19 protein-coding genes and 1 pseudogene are annotated in these 22416 nt (G+C 61.6%); 11 read left to right on the forward strand and 9 right to left on the reverse strand.

Going from position 1 to position 22416, the window contains the following annotated elements:
- Window positions 1-62: 62 nt before the first annotated feature.
- Window positions 63-1121, reverse strand: a complete 1059-nt coding sequence (gene zapE / locus ACR0JN_RS11715; protein ID WP_480885787.1) for a cell division protein ZapE — start codon at window positions 1119-1121, stop codon at window positions 63-65.
- Between the two features lie 150 nt (window positions 1122-1271).
- Here zapE and ACR0JN_RS11720 point away from each other — a divergent pair, with 150 nt between their 5' ends.
- Window positions 1272-2507 carry an MFS transporter gene (locus ACR0JN_RS11720; RefSeq protein WP_480816115.1) on the forward strand — a complete coding sequence of 412 codons (1236 nt, stop codon included), beginning with the start codon at window positions 1272-1274 and terminating at the stop codon, window positions 2505-2507.
- Between the two features lie 19 nt (window positions 2508-2526).
- Here ACR0JN_RS11720 and ACR0JN_RS11725 read toward each other — a convergent pair whose 3' ends face one another.
- The 6 genes from ACR0JN_RS11725 to ACR0JN_RS11750 all read right to left on the reverse strand — a co-directional run bounded on the left by ACR0JN_RS11725 (window position 2527) and on the right by ACR0JN_RS11750 (window position 9625).
- A complete protein-coding gene (locus tag ACR0JN_RS11725) occupies window positions 2527-4563 on the reverse strand; it encodes a bifunctional aldolase/short-chain dehydrogenase (protein ID WP_480885789.1) in 2037 nt (678 codons plus the stop codon).
- An 84-nt stretch (window positions 4564-4647) separates the two neighbouring features.
- On the reverse strand, window positions 4648-5742 hold the full coding sequence (mtnA, locus tag ACR0JN_RS11730; protein WP_480885791.1) for an S-methyl-5-thioribose-1-phosphate isomerase: 1095 nt from the start codon (window positions 5740-5742) through the stop codon (window positions 4648-4650).
- Window positions 5743-5853: 111 nt separating this feature from the next.
- Window positions 5854-6309, reverse strand: coding sequence for a YaiI/YqxD family protein (locus tag ACR0JN_RS11735; RefSeq protein WP_480885793.1), 456 nt, complete (start codon window positions 6307-6309; stop codon window positions 5854-5856).
- Window positions 6306-7754 carry a Si-specific NAD(P)(+) transhydrogenase gene (gene sthA / locus ACR0JN_RS11740; protein ID WP_480885795.1) on the reverse strand — a complete coding sequence of 483 codons (1449 nt, stop codon included), beginning with the start codon at window positions 7752-7754 and terminating at the stop codon, window positions 6306-6308. Before sthA ends, ACR0JN_RS11735 begins: the two co-directional genes overlap by 4 nt.
- A gap of 3 nt (window positions 7755-7757) precedes the next feature.
- Window positions 7758-8591: an S-formylglutathione hydrolase gene (gene fghA / locus ACR0JN_RS11745; RefSeq protein ID WP_480885796.1), complete on the reverse strand. Its 834-nt coding sequence runs from the start codon at window positions 8589-8591 to the stop codon at window positions 7758-7760.
- Window positions 8592-8695: 104 nt separating this feature from the next.
- The gene (locus tag ACR0JN_RS11750) at window positions 8696-9625 is read right to left on the reverse strand and encodes an AEC family transporter (RefSeq protein ID WP_480885798.1); all 930 of its coding nucleotides are present in this window, start codon (window positions 9623-9625) and stop codon (window positions 8696-8698) included.
- A 149-nt stretch (window positions 9626-9774) separates the two neighbouring features.
- Between ACR0JN_RS11750 and ACR0JN_RS11755 the strand changes: the two genes are divergently transcribed.
- A complete protein-coding gene (locus tag ACR0JN_RS11755) occupies window positions 9775-10392 on the forward strand; it encodes a TetR/AcrR family transcriptional regulator (protein WP_480885799.1) in 618 nt (205 codons plus the stop codon).
- 5 nt (window positions 10393-10397) lie between these two features.
- Here ACR0JN_RS11755 and ACR0JN_RS11760 read toward each other — a convergent pair whose 3' ends face one another.
- A complete protein-coding gene (locus tag ACR0JN_RS11760) occupies window positions 10398-11099 on the reverse strand; it encodes a GntR family transcriptional regulator (protein ID WP_480885801.1) in 702 nt (233 codons plus the stop codon).
- A gap of 70 nt (window positions 11100-11169) precedes the next feature.
- A complete protein-coding gene (locus tag ACR0JN_RS11765; RefSeq protein WP_480885803.1) occupies window positions 11170-12534 on the reverse strand; it encodes a formimidoylglutamate deiminase in 1365 nt (454 codons plus the stop codon).
- A 126-nt stretch (window positions 12535-12660) separates the two neighbouring features.
- Here ACR0JN_RS11765 and hutI point away from each other — a divergent pair, with 126 nt between their 5' ends.
- The 9 genes and pseudogenes from hutI to ACR0JN_RS11810 all read left to right on the forward strand — a co-directional run bounded on the left by hutI (window position 12661) and on the right by ACR0JN_RS11810 (window position 22275).
- Window positions 12661-13827, forward strand: a complete 1167-nt coding sequence (gene hutI, locus ACR0JN_RS11770; RefSeq protein ID WP_480885804.1) for an imidazolonepropionase — start codon at window positions 12661-12663, stop codon at window positions 13825-13827.
- Window positions 13824-15362 (forward strand): histidine ammonia-lyase, encoded by a 1539-nt coding sequence (gene hutH, locus ACR0JN_RS11775; RefSeq protein WP_480885805.1) that lies wholly within the window; start codon window positions 13824-13826, stop codon window positions 15360-15362. Before hutI ends, hutH begins: the two co-directional genes overlap by 4 nt.
- On the forward strand, window positions 15362-16147 hold the full coding sequence (hutG, locus tag ACR0JN_RS11780; RefSeq protein WP_480885974.1) for an N-formylglutamate deformylase: 786 nt from the start codon (window positions 15362-15364) through the stop codon (window positions 16145-16147). Before hutH ends, hutG begins: the two co-directional genes overlap by 1 nt.
- Window positions 16144-17826, forward strand: a complete 1683-nt coding sequence (gene hutU / locus ACR0JN_RS11785; RefSeq protein WP_480885807.1) for a urocanate hydratase — start codon at window positions 16144-16146, stop codon at window positions 17824-17826. The genes hutG and hutU overlap by 4 nt, the downstream gene beginning before the upstream one ends.
- A gap of 153 nt (window positions 17827-17979) precedes the next feature.
- The gene (gene nadA, locus ACR0JN_RS11790) at window positions 17980-19029 is read left to right on the forward strand and encodes a quinolinate synthase NadA (protein WP_480885808.1); all 1050 of its coding nucleotides are present in this window, start codon (window positions 17980-17982) and stop codon (window positions 19027-19029) included.
- Between the two features lie 6 nt (window positions 19030-19035).
- On the forward strand, window positions 19036-20601 hold the full coding sequence (locus ACR0JN_RS11795; RefSeq protein ID WP_480885810.1) for an L-aspartate oxidase: 1566 nt from the start codon (window positions 19036-19038) through the stop codon (window positions 20599-20601).
- Window positions 20598-21446: a carboxylating nicotinate-nucleotide diphosphorylase gene (nadC, locus tag ACR0JN_RS11800; RefSeq protein ID WP_480885812.1), complete on the forward strand. Its 849-nt coding sequence runs from the start codon at window positions 20598-20600 to the stop codon at window positions 21444-21446. Before ACR0JN_RS11795 ends, nadC begins: the two co-directional genes overlap by 4 nt.
- A pseudogene (locus tag ACR0JN_RS11805) lies at window positions 21409-21702 on the forward strand (hypothetical protein); the annotation flags it as partial. The gene nadC and the pseudogene ACR0JN_RS11805, both read left to right, overlap by 38 nt.
- Window positions 21703-21927: 225 nt before the next feature.
- Window positions 21928-22275: a hypothetical protein gene (locus tag ACR0JN_RS11810; protein WP_480885813.1), complete on the forward strand. Its 348-nt coding sequence runs from the start codon at window positions 21928-21930 to the stop codon at window positions 22273-22275.
- Window positions 22276-22416: the final 141 nt, after the last annotated feature.

The following is a 22416-nucleotide window of genomic DNA, read 5'->3' on the forward strand; positions in this document are numbered from 1 at the left end:
CTTTTCACCTGTCTGAAAATATCCCGGGGGAGACGCGCAAAGCGCGGCGGGGGCAGAGCCCCCTATTTCCCCCAATCCTGATCCTGCATCTCTCGCAGGCGCGAGGCAGTGCGTTCGAACTCAAAGGTTCCCTCACCCTCGACATACAACATCTCGGGCTCAGCAGCGGCAGAACAGATCAGGCGCACTTTACCCTCGTAAAGCGCATCGATCAGGGTCACAAAGCGCTTAGCCTCATTGAAGTTGTTGCGCGAAAGACGGGGAATGTCCTCAAGCACAAGCACTTTGACTTCTTCGGCAATGGCCAGATAGTCCGCCGGTCCCAACATGCGGCCGCACAGATCATAGAATGAAGCGCGCGCAATCCCGTTGCGGAACGCGGGCAGCTCAACCGCACGTCCCTTGACCTGCAGGATCAGCGGGCCCGCCGGACCACCTGCCAGATCGCTCCAGACCGAGCGGAGGCTCTGCCGCGCTTCGGGCCCGATTGGCGTGAAATAGACCGGGGCTCCCTTTAACCTGTTCTGCCGGTAATCGGTGGGTGAAATCAGTTCCCAGACCTGCAACTGTTCCTTGATATGGGCGATGAATGGCAGGAACAACTGCCGGTTCAGCCCGTCCTTATACAGATCATCAGGGTGACGGTTTGACGTCGTCACAACCACCACCCCGCCTTCATGCAGCATGTCGAACAACCGCCCGACGATCATGGCGTCGGTGATGTCGGTGATCTGCATCTCGTCAAAAGCCAGCAGGCGGACAGACTTCACCACCTCCTGCGCCACCGGGGCCAGCGCATCCTCGACCCCGTCCTGACGGGCCTTATGCATGCCTGCATGGATTTCCTGCATGAACGCATGGAAATGAACGCGTCGCGCCGGGGTATCTGCCAGCGTGTCCACGAACATATCCATCAACATGGATTTGCCACGCCCAACACCGCCCCACAGATACAACCCCTTGGGCGCAGGCGGCGCTTTGCGAAACAGCCCGCGTTTGACCGGCTGGGCCAATGCGGCCCGGATACGCTCGAAATGCGGCAGAACGGCCTCTTGCGCATCATCCCGGGTCAGGGTGCCCTCGGCGATGCGGGCCTCGTAAAGCGAAATCAGATCGGTCATAGGTCCGAGGCTTACCTTCCGGCTTGCGCCATGAAAAGCGGGCATTTTTGCCGATACTTCAAAATTCGTTATCCGTGACCGCAAAACTGCTGAATTGACGCCCGGTTCCAAAACATTACCGTCTGGCGGACGAAATCCCCTGAGGTCCCCATGCCGCAATACGACCGCTTGCTGAACCCGATCCTGATCGTCGGATGTGTTATCGTCACGGTCAGCTTCGCTGTGCGCGCCTCGTTCGGCGTGTTCCAGATTCCGATTGCGGACGAATTTGGATGGCTGCGCTCCGATTTCTCGATGGCAATTGCGATCCAGAATCTGGCCTGGGGGATCGGGCAGCCGATCTTTGCCGCGATTGCCGAGAAGGTCGGCGACCGCAAGGCGATCATTCTGGGTGCGCTGACCTATGCAGCCGGTATGGTTCTGACGGCCTGGTCCGTCACCCCGTTCGGGCACCAGATGTACGCCTGGCTCGTCGGCTTCGGTATCGCTGGAACCGGGTTCGGCGTGGTACTGGCCGTGGTCGGTCGCGCGTCGTCTGATCAGAACCGGTCGATGTCGCTGGCTATCGTGACGGCGGCGGGCAGCTTTGGACAGGTGCTGGGCGCGCCCACCGCTGAGTGGCTACTGTCGTTCCTGCCTTGGCAGCTGGTGTTCATCATCTTCGCAATCGCGATCCTGGCGCTGGTGCTGACGCTGCCCTTTATGCGCGCGCCGCAGGCCATATACAAAGCCGAGCTGGAAGAAAGCATGAGCCAAATTCTGGGCAAAGCGTTTCGTGATCCATCCTACGCGCTGATATTTCTGGGCTTTTTCAGTTGCGGCTATCAACTCGGATTTGTAACAGCGCATTTCCCGGCCTTCGTGACCGAGATGTGCGGGCCGATTCAGCCTGGCGGCGTGTTGCATTCCATCGGCATCACCACAACTTCAGCCCTTGGAGCGGTTTCGATCTCTCTCATCGGGCTGGCCAATATCGGCGGCACGCTGCTGGCCGGTTGGGCAGGAAATCACTTTCCCAAGAAGTACCTTCTGGCGGCTGTTTATACTGGGCGAACCTTGGCAGCGGCGCTGTTCATCATGTTCCCAATCACCCCGCTTTCAGTGATCGCCTTTTCGCTGGTGATGGGGTCCCTGTGGCTGGCGACTATCCCGCTGACATCCGGTCTGGTCGCGCATCTCTACGGCCTGCGCTACATGGGAACGCTCTACGGCATCATCTTCCTGAGCCATCAAGTCGGCAGCTTCCTGGGTATCTGGCTGGGCGGGCGCATGTATGACCAGTTTGGCGACTACACGTTCGTCTGGTGGATCGGAGTGGCGATTGGCGCGTTCAGCGCCATTGTTCACCTGCCGATCCGCGAGAACCGAACCGCCGTCGCCGCCTGAGACAGCCCGCGCACTTTGTTCAGCGAAGTTCCGCTTCGGTATTTCCCCCGTCAACGGTTACAACATGGCCAGTTGTACGCTCCATCAACGTCAGCGCCACAAAGGCGTCGGCAACATGGGTGGCCTCGACCTCTCGGCCCAGCAGGTTGCCCGCCATATAGGTTTCCTCGGTGACACCACGCGCCGCGGCGCGTTCCTGAATGAACCCATCGGTCAACAGGCCCGAGCGGATGCGGTCGGCGTTCACCCCGTTCACCCGGATACCGTCCCCTGCAAGTTCGAGCGTCAATTGACGCAGCAGGAACATCGTGGCCGCCTTGGGCGTTCCATATGCGCCCATGTTCCGGCCCGGGTTGATAGCTTGCTTTGAGATGTTGAACAGAATCTGTCCACCGCGCCCCTGCGCCTGCATTACTCGGGTAGCAGCGGAGGCAAAGGCTTTGTGAGCAAAGAAATTCAACTCAAACGCAGCGCGAAACGCAGCGTCGTCAAGGTCCAGTACCGCGCCCGAGGTCGCCGATCCGGCGTTGGACACCAGAATATCCAACCCGCCAAAACGGTGGATTGTCGCATTCATTGCCGCCTCAGCCGCGCCGTCTTCGGTCACGTCACAAGCAAAAGTGGAATGCCAGTTTCCGAGCGCCTTTTGCGCCTCGGACAGCGCCGCTTCGTCCCGATCGACCAGCACGATGTTCGCACCCGACGCGGCAAAGGCCCGCGCAGTCGCTAGACCAATCGCTCCAGCCCCGCCTGTCACCATGACGACCTTGCCCTGCAGGGGCGGCGGTGCGGATTTGCCAAGCTTTGCCTGTTCCAGCGACCAGTATTCGCAATCGAACCGGTCTTTTTCGCTGATGGGGTAAAATCCACCTGCATCCTCACCCACGGCGCGCACCCGCAGGTTTTGTTCGGCCAGATCCGCCGCAGCCGAGGCCGCTTTGGCATTGGCACCGATACCGATCACCCCGACGCCTTCGATCCACGCGTGTTTGGGGTCGGCAGGCAAAAGGGTCTTGGGCTCGTCCGCCTGCGGCGCTTGCCGGTTGAAATAGGCGCGATATGCCTTGGCAAATTCCTCGACCCTGGCTTTCAGTTGTGCCCGCCCGCCGGTCAGGTCGGATGCACGCAGGACAAGCGGGCTGCCCTTGGTGCGCAGCACATGGTCGGGTGAGGCCATGCCGCGACTGGACAAGTCTTCGATATCAGGTCGCCCGAAGAAATTCATGACCTCTGGCCCGTTTCGAAGATCGAACACCGGCATGGGATCGTCCCGGCCCGCCGAGACCTCAGCGATGACGCCCCGTAGCGCGGGCAGCACGTCAAGGTTTGCGGCAGGTTCGCGCTGGCCAATGGGCGTCACTGTGTCCATGCCAAAATAGGCCGCGACTTCGTTGGTATGCGACACGATCTTGTCGTAGCTTTCCTGCGCAGTTTCACCGAAGGTGAAATGCCCGTGCTTCAGCAGCAAAAGCCCCTCGACATTCGGGTTTTCGTCGAACACCTCAGCGGCCTTTTTGGCCAGACCGAAACCGGGCATGATGTAGGGCACGATGCCCAGCCGGTCGCCGAAAATCTCACGGCAGACCTCCTCGGCATTGGGCAGGTTTGCCAGAACCAGAAACGGCGTCGCGTGGGTGTGATCGACGTATTTATGCGGCAGGAAAGCGTGCAGAAGTGTCTCGACCGAAGGGTTGGGCGAGCCCGAATCCAGCAGGTTGGCGCGCTGTACGTTGACCATCTCGAAATCCGTGAGCCGATCCAGCGCGCGCAGTTTCAGTAGCGGGTCCAGCCAGACGCCCGGCAGGCCCGGAGCCTGAATACTGTCCAGATCCCAACCCGACCCCTTGACGTGCAGCACCCGTTGCGGTGCGCCGAACAGATCAGGGCGTTCTAACTTGACCGAGGTATTGCCGCCGCCATGCATCAACAGATCCGGGTTCTGCCCGATCAGCCGCGAGGAATAGACGCGCTCGCCCAGTTCCTGATCGGCGGGATTGTCGCCCGCCTGAGCGCGCCATTGGCGGGCCTCATCTGCCTTGTACCAGTTTTCAATCATCGTGTTTTCTCAGCAAATTCTTCGCCATGGGATGCAGGCATTTTCCGCCAGACCGGACTTTCGTCGCGGCGGGTGAACAAAGGGTTAACCGGCCCGGTCCGGAAACAGAGCAGCCAACCCCTCGGCCGACGCATCACACACGCCGCGCTCGGTGATCAGCCCAGTGACCAGCCGGTTCGGCGTCACATCAAAGGCAGGATTGCCGCCTTCGGTTCCGTCGGGGGTCACGCGGACATCGGCTATGGCACCGTGATCATCAATCCCCATCACGTGCGAGACTTCGGTGTGATCCCGCTCCTCAATCGGGATTTCCGCCACCCCGTCGCGAACCGTCCAGTCGATGGAAGGCGAGGGCAGGGCCACGTAAAACGGAACGCCATTGTCATGCGCGGCCAGCGCCTTGAGGTAGGTGCCGATCTTGTTGCACACATCACCCTGTGCCGTGGTTCTGTCAGTGCCGGTGATGACCGCATCCACCAGCCCGTGCTGCATCAGATGCCCGCCTGCGTTGTCGACGATATAGCGGTGGGGAATGCCGTGTTCCCCCAACTCCCACGAGGTCAGCGCCCCCTGATTGCGGGGCCGGGTTTCGTCCACCCAGACATGGACCGGAATACCGGCCTCATGCGCGTGGTACATCGGGCTTGTGGCGGTTCCCCAATCCACCGTCGCCAGCCAGCCCGCGTTGCAGTGGGTCAGTAGCCGCACAGGTTCGCCTGCGGGTTTGCGGGCGGCGATGCTTTTGATCAGGTCCAGCCCGTGGCGACCGATTGAGGCGTTGATCTCGACATCTTCATCCGCGATCTCCTGCGCCAGTTTCCAAGCCTGATCGCCCCGGTCACCCGGGGCCAGAGGCATCAACGCCGCCCGGCACCGATCCAGCGCCCAGCGAAGGTTGATTGCCGTCGGGCGGGTTGCATTCAGCACCTCATACGCCGCCTCAAACGAGGCATCCGAGGCGTCGCGCGACATCTGCTCGGCGATCCCGAACGCGGCGGTCGCGCCGATCAGTGGTGCGCCCCGGACCCACATGTCGCGGATTGCGGTGGCGAACTCGTCTAACGTTTTCAGCGTTGCGATGCGAAAGTCGTGCGGCAGCCAGCGTTGATCAATGATCCGAACCTCTCCGGCCGCGGTGTCGCACCAGATGGATCGGTAGTGTTTGCCTTCGACATTCATAAAGCACTCTCCGTGTGTCCAGACGCGCGGTCCGATTTCCACCGCAAGGTGCGTTCTAAAACCCCGGATGTAAACGGGGCATTCGTGGACAGCCCTGAGAGTCAGATAGCATCAACCCCGCAGCGCTGCGCGCAACTCCCGTTCCAGCGCATCCAGAAACCGGGACCGGTCTGCCTTGCTGAACGGTTTGCCGCCACCGCCCGCGCCCAGCGGATTGGCGGCACGCAGGTCGGCCATCAGATCGCGCATCGCCAGTTGCTGGCCGATATTGGCTGCTGTGAAAGCCTCGCCATTCGGGCGCAGGACGCGCGCACCGGCCTCGACACATTTCGCCGCCAACGGGATGTCAGAGGTGATCACCACGTCGCCCCGACCGCAGCGCTTGGCTATCCATTTATCCGCCTCATCCGCGCCTTCTGCCACGATGACAACCTGCACCAGCGGGTTGGCCGAGGGTCGTAGCCCGCCATTCGACACCAGCGCCATCGGTACCTTGTGCCGGGTCGCGACCCGTTCGGCCTCGGCCTTGACGGGGCAGGCATCGCCGTCGACATAGAGCGTGGTCACGCCTTCTTGGCCTCTTTTTTCCCGGGTGCCTTGCGCACCTTGAACTCGTCCGGGATGGGCATGCGGTTGAAGGCATCGAGACCGGCGATCTTGTAGGCCTCGGCCAGCGTCGGGTAGTTGAACGTGTTCTGCACGAAGTAGTCCACCGTGCCTTTCAGGTTCAGAACCGCCTGCGCAATATGAATCAGTTCGGTCGCGCCTTCGCCGACGATCTGAACCCCCAACACGCGGCGGGTTTTCAGCGAGAACAGCATTTTCAGCATGCCATGTTCCAGCCCCATGATATGCCCGCGCGAGGTTTCACGGAACCGGGCGACGCCGACCTCGTATGGGATGCCGCGTTCCTGCAATTCCTCTTCGGACATGCCGCAGGTTGAAATCTCTGGCACAGAATAGATGCCATAGGGATACCACGGGCTTTCCGGCAGGGTCGGCGTGTCGAGCGCGTGGCAGGCGGCCACACGGCCCTGCTGTAGCGAGGTCGAGGCCAGCGAAGGGTGGCCGATCACATCCCCGGTCGCATAGATATGGGGCACCGATGTCTGATAGGTCTTGCGATCCACCTTGATCCGGTTGCGATGGTCGGTTTCCAGCCCAACCGAACCCAGATTTAGCGCCGAGGTTGCGCCCATCCGCCCGGCAGCGAACAAAAGCATCTCGGCCCGGACATGGCGGCCGTTTTCGAGGGTGATTTCAACATGCTCGCCCGCATCCTCGATCTTTTCCACCGCCGAGCCCAAGCGCAGATCAACGCCGTTTTCGCGGATCTGGTGGGTGAAGTCGTGGATCAGGCGGCTGTCGATGAAGTCGAGGAACGTATCCCGCGGCTCGATCAGCGTCACCCGCACGTCGAGCGCCGAGAACATTGTGGCGTATTCCACACCAATCACGCCCGCGCCGATAACACAGAGCGACCGGGGAATTTCGGCCATTTCCAGAAAGTCGTCGCCATCCACAACGGTCTCGCCGTTGAACGGCACGTAATCCGGGCGGTACGTCTTGGTGCCCGTGGCAATCAGGAATTTGGCGGCGGTCAGGCGCGTGGTCTCGCCCGCGTCGGTGGCCACCTCGATCTCGTGCGGACCGATGAAGCGGGCCAGCCCGTTTAGAGTTTCCACATGGTTGCGGTTGAACTGATGCTCCAGCACGTCGACCTCATGATCAAGCGTCATGTGCAGACGCGCCTTGAGGTCCTCGGCGCGGATCTGGTCCTTGACCCTATACGAGCGGCCATAAAAGCTGCGCTCGCGCCAGCCCGACAGGTTCAGCACGGTTTCCCGCAGGGTCTTGGACGGGATGGTGCCGGTATGCACCGAGACGCCGCCGAAACGGTCATGCCGGTCGACCACCAATACCCGCCGTTTCAACTTGCCCGCCTGTATCGCCGCCGAGCGCCCCGACGGGCCGGACCCGATGATGATCAGGTCATAGTCGTATTTGCTCATGCCTCAGTCCCCGTAAAGCGCTTCGGCGTGGAAGGTGATGTGGTCTTCCATGAAGGTCGACACAAAGAAATACGAATGATCATAGCCGGGCTGCAAACGGAAGATCGCCTGCTGGCGACGTTCGGCAATCGCCTGCGCCAACGCCTCGGGGCGCAGCAGGTCGATGAACTGGTCGCTAGCACCGGTGTCGATCAGGATTGGGCCGTCGAAACCCTGTTCCTTCATCATCAGCGAGGCGTCGTGTTTGGCCCACAGGGTCTCATCATCCCCGAGATAAGCGCTGAGTTGCTTGCGCCCCCAATCTGCCCCGGTCGGGTTCGAGATCGGCGCAAAGGCCGAGACCGACCGGAACCGACCCGGCAGGTTCATCGCCAGCGTCAGCGCGCCATGGCCGCCCATCGAATGGCCGGTGATCGCCTGACGGTCCATGTCGATGGCAAAGTTTTCACCCAGCAGGGCGGGCAGTTCTTCGGCCACATAATCCCACATGTTGAAATGCGGGGCCCATGGGGTTTGTGTTGCGTTCACGTAGAACCCAGCACCCTGACCCAGATCGTAATCCTCGTGATCGGCCACGCCTTCGCCGCGCGGCGAGGTGTCGGGGAACACAACCGCAATGCCTTGCTCTGCCGCCCAGGCCTGAGCGCCCGCCTTGGTCATTGCGTTTTCATGGGTGCAGGTCAGGCCGGACAGATACCACAAGATGGGAACGGGGCCGTCCTTGGCCTCGGCCGGCAGGAACAGGCCGAAGGTCATGTCGCATTGGCAAGCCGAAGAGGCATGACGGTATACGCCCTGAACACCGCCGAAACAGGCATTTTCTGAAAGAGTTTCCATCTGGCTTTGTCCTTACATTGGGTTTGCGCCATGGCTAACGCCCGGAAAGCCGCACGTAAAGTGTGGCTGCCTTCGGCGAGAGTATTTTTCAAAAAAGGTGAAGATCAGGGGGTTGTAACCCAGGCGATCACCAGTGGGACGGTCAAAATGCTTATCATTGTTGACAGGAGTATCGCCGCAGATGCTCGGTGGGGAGCGACCCCATAGTGGGCGGCCAGCATATAGACATTGCCCGCGACTGGCAGGGCAGCGGCAGCAATTGCGACCGTTGCCGAAAAAGGGTCGATGGGGACCAGCCAGATCAAAGCGATGGCAACACAGGCGGGGTGGACGACCAGTTTGCAAAAGCTCAGCCACGCTGCGACCTGCAGTCGCTCAGCGGATTTTCCGGCCAGCGAGGCGCCAATCGCGAACAAGGCTCCGGGCGTTGCTGCCCCACCCAGAATGGTCAGGAAGTCATTCAGCGGGCCCGGAACCGGTACTTGCAGCGCCGACCAGATCAGCCCTGCGGAGATCGACACGATCATCGGGTTTTTCAACAACCCCAGACCGATCAGCCGAAATGTTGCAGGTGTCAGTTTTCCGTCCCGCCCGCCGTTGATCAGGATCACAATGACGGATGAGAAGACCACCAGATCCACCGCCAGAACCAGCATCACCGGTCCGATGGCCGCTTCGGTGAGCAGCAGTGCGAGCATCGGCAGACCCAGAAAGCCGACATTGCCGATCGCTGCACATTGGGCCTCGACCGCAGCGGTCGGGATGTCGAGCCCGCGCAGCCAGGCGACGCCGGTGGCCAGCGCGTAGACCGCCAGCGTTCCGGCCAGATAGCCCAGGATCAGCCGTCCATTGAAGATATCCGCAAAGGGCAGGGTTGCCGCAAACCGAAACAGCATTGCGGACAGGGCGAAATAGAAGACGAACTTGGTCAGATAGGCCGTCGCCTCGGCGGTGAAGAACCGCGTGCGACCGGCCCAGTAGCCAAGGCCGATGATTGCGAAGAAGGGCAGGGTGCGTAAGAAAATCTCGACCATGCGCACTGTCCTAGCATGGTTTTCGGGCGCGGCAAGCGGTGCGACAAACACGGCCTCTGCGCCATCGGTTGTTTTGAAAGCCCTGCGAATCGTTGTATCTGAACTGAACGGTTTATACCCTTGCCCAACGCAACCCCTCAGGAGACGACATGACCCAAACCGCCACCATCCTGCGCACTGGCCGGAAATTCGATCAGGTCTTGCGCGGAGCCCGAGAGGTTTTCATGGCGGATGGGTTCGAAGGGGCAAGCGTGGACGACATCGCCCGCGCTGCCGGTGTCTCGAAGGCCACACTGTACAGCTACTTTCCCGACAAGCGCCTGTTGTTTGTCGAAGTCGCGCAGACCGAGTGCAATCGCATGGCGGATCAGGTCATCTCGATGGTGGATGAGACCAAACCTGTGCGTGAGGTATTGATGATTACCGCCCGGCAGCTTACGGCGTTTCTGATCTCGGATTTCGCGCAGCAGGTCTTTAGGGTCTGCGTTGCCGAGCGGGATCGCTTTCCCGAGCTTGGGCGCGCGTTTTATGAGGCTGGTCCGCGGAACGGTCAGTGCCACATGGCCAGTTATCTGGAAAAGGTGGTCGCCAGGGGCGAGTTGAAGATCGACGATATCCAGTTTGCGGCCGAACAGTTCTCGGAACTGTGCAAGGTCCGGGTCTGGACCCGGGCCGCTTTTGGCATTCAAAGCGAGTTCAGTCAGGCCGAGATAGACCAGGTCGCACAGCATGCTGTGGATATGTTCATGGCGCGCTACGGGGTCTGAGACCCTTAGTACGTGGTGCGCATCTGATAGCCTTGGTGATAGGTCATTCTGACGAAGGTAACGGGGCGTTCCTGAAACCACGTGGTGCGTTCCATCTGAAACAGCGGAGTTCCCGGCGGGACCGACAGGAATTCCTGCAACTGACCTGCCGCTGGTACGGCAGAAAACGCGATTTCGGCGTTGGAGAAGGGCACTTCCGCCAGCAGCCATTCATTCGGACCGACGGTCAGAAAATCCTCCTCCACTACATGCGGAACTGCGGGCACGTTGATCCAGCGTTCCTCGAACTGGAACGGGCGGTTGTCGGCGTGGTGCATGCACTGCAGATGCAGGATATTTGTGCCCTCCTGCAGGCCCAGTTTGGCCTGCAACCATGCAGGGCAATCCATCAGGGCGCGCCCGACCAGAGCGTAACGGTATTGGGCATTCATCTCCTCGATAGTCTGACGGACGACCGCAATCGGCAGCTTGGCCTGTTTGACCGGAGTTGTGACAACGCGTGTGCCGCCCTTGCGTTTGCGGGTCACGATGCCCTGTTCGGCCAACTCGCGCAGCGCCCGGTTAACCGTTGCACGGGCACAGCCGAATTCAGCCGCAAGCTCCAGTTCGGTCGGCAGCAAACTGCCCTGCGGCCAGATGCGGGTCTGGATGCGGTTCAGAACCTCATCCCGGATATCCTGAAACCCGATGGGTTTTTGGTCGTTCACTGATCGCCCCTATTTGCTTCGGTCATATTTTTATTATGTCTGCGTTTAATTTGATTGCAACTGGGCTGGGTCAAAGCAGCGGTATAAGGTCTGCCATCGCCTGACGGTAATTGGCAACGATCCGGTCCCGAGCAACGTGGCACCCGTTTTGCACTTGATGGCGGCCCGCTGACCAGACATCCGTCACCACACTGTCTTTGGCGGCAAAAACGAGCCCGTCCAGAAGTTGCGGCGCGTTGAGCCCACACAGAGCTGGCGTCTGGCTGTCGATAGCAACCAGATCGGCCAGCATGCCTTCGGCGATCTTCCCGGCCTGACGAGCCAAAGCCTGCGCCCCGCCCTCAGCCGCCCCACGATAGAGGGTCTGGCCGACCGAACCTTCGCCGACCACCAGCACGTTCCGCGACAAGTCGCGGAGGCGTTGGGAGTATTCCAGGGCGCGCAGTTCCTCGGTCAGCGAGATCAGGACGTTGGAGTCCGAGCCCACGCCAAACGCGCCTCCGGCCTCCAGATACACCGCGCCGTTGAAAGGGCCATCGCCCAGATTGGCCTCGGTAATCGGGCAGAGCCCGGCGACAGCACCGCTGGCAGCCATCGCACGGGTTTCCGCCTCGGTCATGTGGGTGGCATGGATCAGGCACCAGCTTGCATCGACTTCAGCGTTGTCCAGCAGCCATTCAACCGGACGCGCGCCCAACCCAGCTTGGACCTCGGCTACTTCCTTGGGCTGTTCGGCGATGTGGATATGGATCGGACCCGCACCCTGCGCGGCCACCACCTGCGCCAAATCACGTGGGCAGGTGGCCCTCAGGGAGTGAGGTGCGATGCCAACGCGGTAATCTCCGGGCAGGTCACCTAACGGGCCGCGCGCCTGCTCGACCAGATCGCAGAAGCGGTCCACGTCATTGCCGAAACGCCGCTGGCCCGCCTCCAGCGGTTGCTCGCCAACCCCCGCATAGGAATAGAGCACCGGCAGGTGTGTCAGGCCAATCCCTGTCTCTGCCGCGGCGGCCATGATCCGGTCGGACATTTCGGACAGGCGGTCATAGGGCTGCCCATTCGGCTGATGATGCAGATAGTGAAATTCTCCGACCGAGGCATACCCGGCCTCTTGCATCTCAAGATAGACCAGCGCGGCGATGGCCTGAACCTGCTCAGGCGTCAGGTGCGCAGTGAATCGATACATCAAGTCGCGCCATGTCCAGAAACTGTCGCGCCCGGCCAGACGGTATTCGGTCATCCCGGCCATCGCGCGCTGAAAGGCATGGCTGTGCAGGTTCGCCAGCGCAGGCAACAGGGTATCCACACGGGCGTCGCCTGCCTGCGGCGCGGCGTTTGGCGAAAGATAGGCAATCCGGCCATCCCTGATCTCAAGCCGCAGGTTTTCTGTCCATCCGGTCTCAAGAAGGGCGCGCTGTGCGAATATGGTGGTCATATGGGACTCCAAAATAATGCATAGACATAATACAGATTGGACTGTACTAGAAAAGAGCGAAATTCGGGAAGAGGGATTCGAATGCAAGCCCGCGATCAAGTGCTACTCAATTTGCAGGCTGCCACGATGGCAGAAGGGCCTGAGAAATACGGGCTGATCGAAGACGCGGCGATTGTAGTCGCAGACGGACGAATAGCATGGGTCGGGAAACGGGCTGAACTGCCCGCCGATTACGCTTCCCTACCCACCACCGATCTGGATGGCCGCCTTGTGACGCCCGCGCTGATCGACTGCCACACCCATGTGGTGCATGGTGGCCACCGCGCGGTAGAGTTTGAGATGCGCTTGAACGGTGCCTCATACGAGGAAGTAGCCCGCGCTGGGGGTGGCATTATTTCGACCGTGAAAGCCACGCGCGAGGCCGGTGTTGCCGACCTGATCGCACAGGCGCTGCCGCGTGTGGACGCCATGCTGGCCGAGGGCGTTTCGGTCATCGAAGTCAAATCCGGCTACGGTCTGGATCGCGAGACCGAATTGAACATGCTGCGCGCGGCGCGCGCGTTGCCGGATCATCGCCCCGTTCGGGTTGTGACCAGTTTCCTGGGCGCGCATGCGATCCCCGACACTTACAAAGACCGCCCCGACGCCTATATCGCCGAGGTGTGCATCCCGACCCTGCGCGCGGCACATGAACTGGGGCTGGTGGACGCGGTCGATGCATTCAGCGAGGGCATCGCCTTTCTGCCTGACCAACTGGTGCCTTTGTTCGATGTGGCGCAAGAGCTTGGTGTGCCAGTCAAACTGCATGCCGAGCAACTTTCGAACCTTCGCGGTGCGAAGATGGCCGCCAGCTATGGCGCGCTATCGGCGGATCACATCGAATATCTGGATGAAGAGGGCGTGCAGGCCATGGCCGCTGCGGGAACCGTCGGCGTCATCCTGCCCGGCGCGTTCTATACCCTGCGCGAGACGCAATCCCCGCCGATCGACCTGCTGCGTCAGCACGGCGTGCCGATGGCGCTGGCGACGGATTGCAATCCGGGCTCTGCGCCCATGACCTCGTTGCTTTTGACTATGAACATGGGCTGCACCCTGTTCCGCATGACGCCGGAAGAGGCGCTGCAGGGTGTCACCACCCATGCGGCCCGCGCATTGGGTCTGAGCGATTGTGGCCAGATCGCCGCCGATCTGCGCGCCGATCTGGCGGTCTGGGATGTGCAGCACCCGGCCGAGCTTGCCTATCGCGTCGGCTTCAACCCGCTTCACACTCGCTTTTTCGGAGGTGCGAATTGACGACCCTGACCCTCACGCCCGGTGCGGTGTCTTTGAAGCAATTGGAACAGGTCTATCGGGAAGAAAGCGCGGTACGTCTGGATCTGGCCTGTCGTCCTGCCATTGAAGCGGCCCATGCGCGGATTGCCGATGCAGCGGCGGGGGATTTGGCGGTTTATGGCGTCAACACCGGCTTCGGCAAGCTGGCGAGCGTCAAGATCGCGGCCGAAGATACCGCGACCTTGCAGCGCAACCTGATCCTCAGCCATTGCTGCGGCGTCGGGCCTGCGATCCCGCGCGCGCATGCCCGTCTGATGATGGCGTTGAAACTACTAAGCCTTGGCCGCGGCGCATCCGGCGTCCGGCTGGAGTTGGTCGACCTACTGGAAGCCATGCTGGCCAAGGGCGTCACGCCGGTGATCCCAGCGCAGGGCTCGGTCGGGGCCTCAGGCGATCTGGCGCCGTTGTCACATATGGCCGCCGTCATGATGGGCGAGGGCGAGGCCGAATTTGGCGGCGATGTGATGCCCGGCGGCAAAGCCCTGGAGGCGGCGGGCCTGCAACCGGTCGAACTGGGCCCGAAAGGGGGGCTGGCGCTGATCAACGGCACCCAGTTTTCCACCGCATTTGCATTGGCGGGCCTGTTCGGCGCGTGGCAAGCGGCGCAAAGCGCACTGGTGACATCGGCGCTGACCACGGACGCCATCATGGGGTCGACCGCGCCTTTACAGCCCGAGATTCACACCCTGCGCGGCCATCGCGGGCAGATCGAGGCCGGGGTCGCCATGCGCGCCCTGCTGGCGGGCTCGGTTATCCGTGAAAGTCACCGTGATGGCGATACCCGCGTGCAGGATCCGTATTGCATACGCTGCCAGCCACAAGTCGTGGGCGCGGCGATGGATGTCCTGCGCCAGGCGGCCACAACGCTTGAGATTGAGGCGAACGCGGCCACCGATAACCCTCTGGTCCTGACCGAAGCCGGTCTGATCGTTTCGGGTGGAAACTTCCACGCAGAACCGGTGGGATTTGCCGCTGACATGATCGCGCTGGCAGTCGCCGAGATCGGGGCTATCGCGCAGCGCCGTATCGCGCTAATCGTCGACCCGGTGCTCAGCTTCGATCTGCCGCCGTTCCTGACCCCCAATCCGGGGTTGAACTCGGGCTTGATGATCGCCGAAGTCACCACGGCAGCCTTGATGAGCGAAAACAAGCATCTGGCCAATCCCTGCGTGACCGACAGCACGCCGACCTCAGCCAATCAGGAGGATCACGTGTCGATGGCCGCCCATGGCGCGCGCCGTCTGGGGCAAATGGTGACAAACCTGGAACGTATTCTGGGCGTGGAACTGCTCTGTGCCACCCAAGGGGTCGAGTTCCGCGCGCCACTACCGACCAGCGAAGCCCTTCAAGGCGTGATGGCCAGGTTGCGCGCGATCGTGCCGCCCTTGGGCGACGACCGCTATACCGCGCCGGATATCGAGGCCGCCTCGACCCTGATTGCCAGCGGTGAAATCGCCCATTGTGCAGGCATCACAATGCCGGAGCTGGGCACGTGATCGCCCCGGTCGAAGTCACACAGGGCGACAGCCCCATTGTGCTGGGCTTACCCCACACCGGCACTTTTGTTCCGCCCGAGATCGAAGCGAAGCTGAACGAGCGCGGCAGAGGTCTGGACGATACCGACTGGCATATCCATACGCTTTACGATGGGTTGCTGCCCGGAACCACGACGGTGCGCGCCACTTTCCATCGCTATGTAATCGACGCCAATCGCGATCCGTCCGGCGTGTCGCTCTATCCCGGTCAGAACACCACAACACTGGTGCCGTTGACCGATTTTGATGGGCAGGGAATCTGGAACCAACCACCATCCGAAGCCGAGATTGCGGACCGCCGCGCGATCTTCCACGCACCGTATCATGCGGCCCTTGAGGCCGAGTTGGACCGGGTCAAAGCGCTGCACGGCTTTGCGGTTCTCTATGATTGCCACTCGATCCGCAGCCATATCCCGTTCCTGTTCGATGGCGTCCTGCCGGACTTCAACATCGGCACCAATCAGGGCACGACATGCGATGCTGACATCACAAAACCTGTACTGGATATCTGCGAGGCGGCAGCGGGTTATGCCACAGTGCTCGACGGTCGGTTCAAAGGCGGCTGGACCACGCGTCACTATGGCCGACCCGCCGAAGGAGTCCACGCGATCCAGATGGAACTGGCGCAATCCACATATCTGAGCGCAGAGGCCACGCCATGGGCCTATGATCAACGCAAGGCCGATCGCCTGCGCTCGCACCTCAAAACCATTCTCGAAACGCTGAGCAAATGGAGGCCGCAATGACCGACCCCCGCAAGAACACCCGCGATATCTATCCGCCCACCGGCCCCAAACTGAACACCAAAAGCTGGATGACCGAAGCCCCCTTGCGGATGCTGATGAACAACCTGCACCCGGATGTGGCCGAAAACCCGCATGAACTTGTGGTCTATGGCGGCATCGGTCGTGCGGCGCGCACATGGAACGATTTCGACACCATCGTCGCCAGCCTCAAGGATCTGGAAGAGGATGAAACGCTTGTGGTGCAATCCGGAAAGCCGGTCGCCATCGTGCGGACGCATACGGATGCGCCCCGGGTGCTGATCGCGAACTCGAACCTTGTGCCGCACTGGGCCAACTGGGATCACTTCAACGAGCTCGATAAGAAGGGTCTGATGATGTACGGCCAGATGACCGCTGGCTCGTGGATTTACATCGGCACGCAGGGCATCGTTCAGGGCACCTATGAGACCTTCGCCGAGGCCGGGCGTCAGCATTATGACGGCGACCTGACCGGCAGGTGGATTCTGACCGGCGGACTGGGCGGCATGGGCGGCGCGCAGCCTCTGGCCGCTGTTTTTGCCGGGGCCTGCTGTCTGGCCGTCGAATGCAACCCCGACAGCATCGACTTCCGCCTGCGCACCAAATACCTGGATGAAAAGGCCGAAACGCTGGACGAGGCGCTGGCGATGATCGACCGCTGGACCAAAGCGGGCGAGGCAAAATCGGTCGGCCTGCTGGGCAACGCCGCCGAGATTTTCCCCGAGATCTACCGCCGCATGCAAGCGGGCGGGATGCGCCCCGATATCGTCACCGACCAGACCAGCGCCCATGATCCGGTGAACGGCTATCTGCCACTGGGCTGGACGATGGCGCAGTGGAAAGACAAGCGCGAAAGCGACCCGAAAGCGGTGGAAAAAGCGGCGCGCGCCTCGATGAAGCAGCATGTGGCCGCGATGGTCGATTTCTGGAACGCGGGCGTGCCGACGCTGGACTACGGCAACAACATCCGGCAGGTGGCGCAGGATGAAGGGCTGGAAAACGCCTTTGCCTTCCCCGGCTTCGTACCTGCCTATATCCGCCCGCTGTTCTGCCGCGGCATCGGCCCGTTCCGCTGGTGCGCCCTGTCGGGCGACCCCGAGGATATCTACAAAACCGACGCCAAGATGAAGGAACTGTTCCCCGAGAACACCCATCTGCACAACTGGCTCGACATGGCGCAGGAGCGCATCGCGTTCCAGGGCCTGCCCGCCCGCATCTGCTGGATCGGGCTGGGGGATCGCCACCGCGCGGGTCTGGCTTTCAACGAAATGGTCCGCACGGGCGAGTTGAAAGCCCCTGTCGTGATCGGGCGTGACCATCTGGACAGCGGCTCGGTCGCCTCACCCAACCGCGAGACCGAGGCGATGAAGGACGGCTCGGACGCGGTATCCGACTGGCCGCTTTTGAACGCGCTGGTCAACACAGCGTCGGGCGCGACATGGGTTTCGCTGCATCATGGCGGCGGGGTCGGGATGGGTTTCAGCCAGCACGCGGGCGTGGTGATCTGCGCCGACGGGACCGATGAAGCGGCCAAACGGCTGGAGCGGGTGTTGTGGAACGATCCCGCCTCGGGCGTATGGCGGCACGCGGATGCGGGCTATGACATCGCCAAGGACTGCGCGCGCGAACACGGGCTGCGACTGCCGGGTATCCTTGGGTAGTCCGGCACGCCCTTTTTCGGTTTTCAGCGGAGTTGCCTGCGTTTCTTAGCGCTAACGCCAAATTTTCCGGTTTTATTAAGGAAATGTATCGGCTAGGCCTTCGTCCTCAAGCAGCCCGCCTGACAAACGATAGCTGAAAAGGTAGCTAGACCGTTGCTCGATCTTTCTAACGTTCGTTCCGCACTTGCGGATCAGTACGACCTTGCGCCCTCGGCCACGCTAGCCAACGAGATGCAGGATGTTTACGCCCGAATGGACCGCGTGGTCAGCCCACCGGACTGGGCGGTCTACGCGCCTTACGTTCGGGCAATCAATGCGCTCAAGAAAGAGCGTAACGCCGTGATCCTTGGGCACAATTACATGACGCCGGAAATCTATCACGGTGTCTCGGATTTTGTCGGCGACAGCCTCCAACTGGCGATGAAAGCCAGCGATGTGGAGGCCGATGTCATTGTTCAGGCCGGCGTGCATTTCATGGCCGAAACGTCGAAAATCCTGAGCCCGCAAAAGACCGTGCTGATGCCTGACATGGCCGCAGGATGTTCGCTGGCGGAATCAATCACCGCCGATGGAATCGACGAGATGCGCGCGAAATACCCGGGCGCGCCGGTTGTGTCCTACGTGAACACCACGGCCGAGGTCAAAGCGGCCTCGGACATCTGCTGCACCTCGTCCAACGCGGTCCAGATCGTCAACGCGATGGACAGCGACACAGTGATCATGACGCCAGACCAGTATCTGGCACAGAACGTGGCGAACAAAAGCGACAAGAACGTGGTTTACTGGCCCGGCTCCTGCATCGTGCACGAACAATACACGGCACAGGACCTGCGCGATTTTCGCGAATGGAACCCGGGCACGCGGCTGATCGCGCATCCCGAATGCACGCCCGAGGTGGTGGCCGAGGCCGACTATGCCGGCTCGACCAGCGGTATCCTTAAGTATGTACAGGACGAAAAGCCTGAAAAGGCGATGCTGATCACCGAATGCTCGATGGCGTCGAACATCGCCGACGCACTGCCCGAGGTCGATTTCGTCGGACCCTGCAACATGTGCCCGTACATGAAAAAGATCACGCTGGAGAAGATCCTCTATGCCCTGCACACGATGGAGGGTCAGGTCGAGGTCGCTGAAGACATTGCCGTAAAGGCGCGCAAATCAGTGCAGGCGATGATTGATCTGTCGCGCAAGCTGGGTCTCTGATCCCGTATGAAAGACCTCGCCACGGATCGTGTTGTCATCGTGGGGGCTGGTATTGGCGCGCTTTATGCGGCGCTGAAACTGGCACCGCGGCCAGTGGTGATCATCTCGCCCGACCCTCTGGGGCAGGGGGCCAGTTCCGCCTGGGCGCAGGGTGGCGTGGCGGCGGCGATGGACAATGCCGACAGCCCGGAAAGCCACGCGGCGGATACCGTGAACGCGGGGGCCGGGACCGTGTCAGCTGAGGTTGCTGATTTGGTGACGGGCGAGGCGCGCGACTACATTCTCGATCTGACCACGTTGGGTACACCGTTCGACCGTACACAGGACGGCGGCTATGTCATGTCCCGCGAAGCCGCGCATAGCTTTGCGCGGGTGGTGCGGGTAAAGGGCGATCAGGCAGGCAGTCAGATCATGGGTGCGCTGATCGAACAGGTGCGCGATGCACCGTCTATTCAGGTTCTGGAGGGCGTTCTTGCCGTCGGTCTGGATGTCTCGGACGGTCGTGTGACGGGCGTTGCGGTACAGGATGCCGAAGGCGGCTCGGACACTGTGATGTTGCGCGCGCCAGCCGTGCTGCTGGCCGGGGGCGGGTCCGGCGGGCTTTATGCACTGACCACCAATCCGCCCCGCATCCGGGGACAGGTCATCGGCATGGCGGCGCGGGCCGGGGCACAGATTGCAGATGCCGAGTTTGTCCAGTTCCATCCCACCGCGATGGATGTTGGCGAAGACCCCGCGCCGCTGGCGACCGAGGCGCTGCGCGGTGAAGGGGCCATCCTGATCAACCGGCAGGGCGAGCGGTTCATGGAGGCCATCCACCCGGATGCCGAACTTGCCCCCCGCGACGTGGTGGCCCGCGCCATCTTTGATCAGGTGCAGGCGGGCAATCAGCCTGCATTGGACACCCGCGCGGCATTGGGCGCACGCATAACCCAAGAGTTCCCGGCGGTTGCCAAGTATTGCGCTCGCAATGGCATTGACCCGGTGACCCAGCCGATCCCGGTCGCCCCCGCCGCACATTACCACATGGGCGGCATTGCAACTGATACCAAGGGCCGCGCGACGCTGGACGGGCTTTGGGTCTGTGGTGAGGCCTCCTCGACCGGGTTGCACGGGTCCAACCGGTTGGCTTCGAACGGTTTGCTAGAGGCTCTAGTTTTTGCCCGTATTTGTGCCGAGGGTATCGCGAACAACATAGTTATGGCTTCAGAGCCCGACCTGTTGGATATTCAGTTCGCCAATACCGAAGCACCGGATACAACGACGGCGGTGCAAGACCTCCGTCAGATCATGACCCGCCATGTCGGCGTCGTGCGGGACCGCGCCGGGCTGACCCAAGCGCTCCAGAAAATCGCGGCGCTGGAAGCGGCGAACAGCGACTGCCCGTCCTTCCAAAACATGTGCGCAACCGCCACCCTGATCGCCGCCAGTGCTTTGCTGCGCGAAGAAAGCCGTGGCGCGCATGAACGCTCCGATTTCCCCGATCGCGCCGAAGGCCCCGGCGAACGCTCGCGGATGTATCTGTCCGAAGCCCTCGCCATACGGGCCCAAGCCTGCAAGGAATTGACATGAGTTTTGCCACCCTGCCTGATTTGGTCCTGGAGCCGATGATCCGCGCCGCGCTGATGGAAGACCTCGGCAGCTATGGCGACGTGACCACCCGCGCCGTGATCCCCGAGGGCACCACATACGAGGCCCGGTTGAACGCCCGCGAAGACGCAGTTGTTTCAGGCATGCAGGTGGCAGCCATTGCCTTCCGTCTGGTCGATCCTGCGCTAGAGGTCGAAACGCATGTCACCGACGGCGCGGCGTGCAAACGGGGCGGCACGCTGATGACCATCCGGGGCTCTGCCGCCTCGATCCTGTCCGGCGAGCGGGTGGCCCTGAACTTTGCCGGTCGGCTGACAGGCATCGCAACCCAGACAGCCGCATTTGTGGCGCAGACGAAAGGCACCACTGCCCGCATCACCTGCACTCGCAAGACCACGCCCGGATTGCGGAGCGTCGAGAAACTCGCGGTTCTGCACGGCGGTGGCTTCAACCATCGGTATTCCCTGTCCGACGCAATCCTGATCAAGGATAACCACATCGCCGCTGCCGGTGGGGTGCGTCAGGTGCTGGACGCGGCGAAAGCACATGCCAGCCACATGATGGCGGTCGAGATCGAAGTGGACCGGCTGGATCAACTTTCGGAAGTTTTAGAGGTTGGCGGTGCCTCGGTCGTGTTGCTGGACAATATGGACAACGGCACGCTGCGCGAGGCCGTTGCCATGGTCGCCGGGCGCATGAAGACCGAGGCCAGTGGTAATGTCACGCTGGACCGGGTGGCCTCGATTGCGGCGACGGGGGTGGACTATATCTCGTCCGGAGCACTGACGCATTCGGTGCGCACTGCGGATCTGGGGCTGGATTTCTAAGAGGCGGAATCAGACCTCAAAGCTTCTGTCGATCAAAACCGGCGGCTGCGCCTATTGCTCGCAATCTGAGCGGAACGGATCGACTCTGACCCCCTCGAACTTGATCGAGGCTTAGCGGGTTCTGGCCGAGGCCAAAAAGGCTAAGGAAGGCGGTGCAACCCGGTTCTGCATGGGGGCCGCATGACGCGAACCCGAAGCCCGCGACATGCACGCGCTGGTGGCAAAATATTGGAAACTCGTGCAATCCGGGCTGGAGAATGCAACCGACACCGAGATCGTCCGCGCCTTGTCCGGGGCCGAGGTTCTGTCCGAAACCTATCGCCTGAGCCTACCACAGCTCGATGGGCCTCTGGTCGTCGAAGGAGTGGGGGGAGACGTGATGGCCCCGCTGAACCGCGAGGCGTTTTGTCTAGACCTTTTTGCCCGCTGACTGAGCGCATCCGGGTTTCGGCCCCAACGGTTGGTCGCCGTTAGTGGCACGTTGCACCCGGCCAGCGCAGAGTATGGGATTGCGCCCGATCTGATCCGCGCAACGCCGGATCAACTTTCGCTACCCAGTTTCGCGAATTTCTGCGGCCGCGCCGGGTTGAAGCGCAATCCGCCAGCGTTGGACATCGAAGCCGCCTGGGCCGAGCTTGATGCTGTCACCCAACACGGACTCGCCCGGGACCGGGGCTTGGACCGGATCTGGATTCCCGATCGCGACCACATCATTCCCTCCGCCGCGCAGGATGCAGCATGGGCATCACAACAGGAAAAGGTCCGACCCATTTCCGGGCCGCAAGTTCCCTTCAAACCGGAGCAAAGCTGGGCGGAGTGGCCGGCGTGACCGTTTAGTTTGCAGACAGAGTCCAGCGCAGTTTTAGCCGAAGCTTCGACACCTATAGCAACAATGCCAGCCAGCAGGCCTGGTTCGCCAATCGGCTGGTCTCAGAGTCGTACCGGCACTGCGCGCCGGACAACTTCGCCC

The sequence above is a fragment of the Ruegeria sp. G12 genome, from assembly GCF_056533565.1.

What these genes read in the sequence shown, in the direction of transcription:
- zapE (WP_480885787.1), bottom strand. Translation starts at nt 1,121, where the DNA reads ATGACCGATCTGATTTCGCTTTACGAGGCCCGCATCGCCGAGGGCACC.
- ACR0JN_RS11720 (WP_480816115.1), top strand. Translation starts at nt 1,272, where the DNA reads ATGCCGCAATACGACCGCTTGCTGAACCCGATCCTGATCGTCGGATGT.
- ACR0JN_RS11725 (WP_480885789.1), bottom strand. Translation starts at nt 4,563, where the DNA reads ATGATTGAAAACTGGTACAAGGCAGATGAGGCCCGCCAATGGCGCGCT.
- mtnA (WP_480885791.1), bottom strand. Translation starts at nt 5,742, where the DNA reads ATGAATGTCGAAGGCAAACACTACCGATCCATCTGGTGCGACACCGCG.
- sthA (WP_480885795.1), bottom strand. Translation starts at nt 7,754, where the DNA reads ATGAGCAAATACGACTATGACCTGATCATCATCGGGTCCGGCCCGTCG.
- fghA (WP_480885796.1), bottom strand. Translation starts at nt 8,591, where the DNA reads ATGGAAACTCTTTCAGAAAATGCCTGTTTCGGCGGTGTTCAGGGCGTA.
- ACR0JN_RS11750 (WP_480885798.1), bottom strand. Translation starts at nt 9,625, where the DNA reads ATGGTCGAGATTTTCTTACGCACCCTGCCCTTCTTCGCAATCATCGGC.
- ACR0JN_RS11755 (WP_480885799.1), top strand. Translation starts at nt 9,775, where the DNA reads ATGACCCAAACCGCCACCATCCTGCGCACTGGCCGGAAATTCGATCAG.
- ACR0JN_RS11765 (WP_480885803.1), bottom strand. Translation starts at nt 12,534, where the DNA reads ATGACCACCATATTCGCACAGCGCGCCCTTCTTGAGACCGGATGGACA.
- hutI (WP_480885804.1), top strand. Translation starts at nt 12,661, where the DNA reads ATGGCAGAAGGGCCTGAGAAATACGGGCTGATCGAAGACGCGGCGATT.
- hutU (WP_480885807.1), top strand. Translation starts at nt 16,144, where the DNA reads ATGACCGACCCCCGCAAGAACACCCGCGATATCTATCCGCCCACCGGC.
- ACR0JN_RS11795 (WP_480885810.1), top strand. Translation starts at nt 19,036, where the DNA reads ATGAAAGACCTCGCCACGGATCGTGTTGTCATCGTGGGGGCTGGTATT.
- nadC (WP_480885812.1), top strand. Translation starts at nt 20,598, where the DNA reads ATGAGTTTTGCCACCCTGCCTGATTTGGTCCTGGAGCCGATGATCCGC.